We start from the raw sequence: 2,763 nt of genomic DNA on the forward strand, positions 1-2,763 counted from the left end.
GGAGCGGTATCGGGCGTTCGTCGAGGTCGGCCCGCATCCGCTGCTGACGTTGGGGATCGAGCAGGCGGTGGACGCGGCGGGGGTCACCGCGGTGGTGGCCGGGACGTTGCGCCGTGACGAGGGCGGCATGGACCGGGTGCTGGTCTCGGCGGCCGAGCTGTTCGTCCGCGGGGTGGCGGTGGACTGGCAGAGTGCGCTGGAGGGTGGCCGCCGGGTCGACCTGCCGACGTACGCCTTCCAGCACCGGCGTTACTGGCCGAGCGGGGTGCGGATCGCCGATGCCCGAGGGCTTGGCCTCGCCGCGGCGAGGCATCCGCTGCTGGGCGCCACTGTCGGGCTCGCCGACTCCGACGGTGCACTGCTCACCGGCCTGATGTCGGTGCGCGCGCACCCCTGGCTCGCCGATCACGCGGTGGCCGGTACGGCGCTGTTCGCCGGCACCGGGTTCCTCGAGCTGGCGATCCGGGCGGCGGACCAGGTCGGCTGCGACCGGGTGGAGGAACTCACCCTGGCCGCCCCGCTGGTGCTCGCCCCGGACGGCGCCGTCGCCGTCCAGGTGGTGGTGAGCGCATCCGACGAGACAGGCCGCAGGAACCTGGCGATCTACGCGCGGCTCGCCGACGCGCCGGACCAGCCCTGGGTGCGGCACGCGGCCGGCGTGCTGGGGGTCGGAGCGCGTACGGCGCGGTTCGACACGGCCGTGTGGCCTCCCGTGGGTGCGATGCCCATCGCATTGGACGGGCTGTACGACGACCTGGCCGAGGGCGGCGTGGCCTACGGGCCCACCTTCAAGGGGTTGCGGGCGGCCTGGCAGCGTGACGGGGAGATCTTCGCCGAGGTCGAGGTGCCCGAGGAGGTCGGTGACGCCGGACTGTTCGGCCTGCATCCCGCCCTGCTGGACGCGGCGTTGCAGCCGGCCTCGTTCATGGACCTGGTGGAGCCGGGCCAGGGGCGGTTGCTGTTCTCCTGGGGTGGCGTCTGCCTGCACGCCAATGGTGCTTCGGCGTTGCGGGTGCGGCTGGTCAAGACCGGAAGCGGTTCGGTGTCGCTGGCGGCGGTGGACACCGAGGGCGCGCCGGTGCTGACGGCGGAGTCGCTGGTGTTCCGGCCGGTGTCCGCGGACCAGATGCTCGCCTCTGGCGGCCAGGGGCTGGAGCGGGACGCGCTGTTCGCGCTGGAGTGGGTGGTCGCGCCCACGATCGTCTCTCCGGTGGACGCGGTGGCCGGGCTGGACTGTGTCGAGCTGGACTGGTCGGAACCTGGCCGGCCGGGACTGGGTGACCTGCGCTGGGCCGAGCCGGGTCAGGCCGAGCCCGCGGGCGGTCGCGTCTCGCTGGACCGGGTGCCGGACGTCGTGGCCGTCGAGATCGGCTCGCCCGCCGAGGCGGGCGGGGCGTCGGCGGCACAGGAGCTGACCGGCCGGGTACTGGAGCTGCTGAGACAGTGGCTGGCCGATGACCGGTTCACCGAGTCGAGGTTGGTGCTGGTCACCCGGGGCGCGGTCGCCGGCGGGGAAGACGAGATGGTCACGGATCCGGCGGCGGCCGCGGTCTGGGGGCTGGTACGCGTCGCGCAGACCGAGAATCCCGACCGCTTCGTACTGGTCGACGTGGACGAGCGGGAGACCGGGCTGTCGGTGCTGCCCGAGGCGCTGGCCTGCGGCGAGCCCCAGGTGGCGATTCGCGAACACGTGGTCCGCGTTCCCCGGTTGGTCCGCCTGACGCCGGCTGGAGACGGCGCGCGGCGGCTGGATCTCGACGGCACCGTTCTGATCACGGGTGGTACGGGTGGTCTGGGGAGCAACCTGGCCCGGCACCTGGTGGCCGAGCACGGGGTCCGGCACCTGCTGCTGGCCGGCCGGAGGGGCCTGGAGGCTCCGGGTGCGGTGGAGTTGCAGGCCGAGCTGATCGCGCACGGTGTCGAGGTCACCATCACCGCCTGCGACCTGGCCGATCGGGACCAGGTGGCGGAACTGCTCGTCGGCGTGCCGGCGGAACACCCGCTCACCGCGGTCATCCATACCGCGGGCGTCCGTGACGACGGCATGATCCCGTCGCTGGACGCGCAGCGACTGGCCAATGTGTTCGGGCCCAAGGCCGACGGCGCCTGGCACCTGCACGAGCTGACCCGGGATCTCGATCTGGCCGCCTTCGTCATGTACTCCTCGATGGCCGGGCTGGCCGGCGGCGCGGGGCTGGGCGGCTACGCGGCGGCCAACGCCTACCTGGACGCGCTGGCCCAGCACCGCCGGGCCCAGGGCATGCCGGGCCTGTCCCTGGTGTGGGGACCGTGGGCGGCGGATGCCGGCATGGCCGGCGAGCTCTCCGAGACGGACCTCCGCCGGCTGACGGCCGCGGGGTTCCACCTGTTCTCCTTCGCCGAGGGCCTGGCCCTGTTCGACGCGGTCCTGGGCTGCGACACGCCGGTGGTCGCACCGGTCCGGCTCAACCTGCCGGCGTTGCGGGCGTTCGGCGAGGTGCCGCCGCTGTTGCGCTCGCTGGTGCGGGGCACGCGCCGTACAGCGGCGGCGGCCCCGGTGTCGGGTGCGGACGGGGCGTTGCTGCGGCAGCTGGCCGGGCTGGCCCCCGCCGACCGCAGCCGGCTGGTGATCGAGCTGGTCCGGGCACAGGCCGCCACGGTGCTGGGACACGCGTCCCCCCAGATGGTGGAGGTGCGGCGGGAGTTCCGCGAGCTGGGCTTCGACTCCCTCACCGCGGTCGAGCTGCGCAACCGGCTGAACGCCGCCACCGGGCTGCGGCTGCC

At 74.0% G+C, this 2,763-nt stretch carries 1 protein-coding gene; it reads left to right on the forward strand.

Annotation, left to right across the window (positions count from 1 at the left end; genetic code table 11):
- Positions 1–2,763: type I polyketide synthase (locus ABT130_RS47355; RefSeq protein ID WP_350966461.1), on the forward strand; the 2,763-nt coding region annotated here is incomplete at both ends.

The organism is Streptosporangium sp. NPDC001681 (genome assembly GCF_040298085.1).
Lineage (GTDB): Bacteria > Actinomycetota > Actinomycetes > Streptosporangiales > Streptosporangiaceae > Streptosporangium.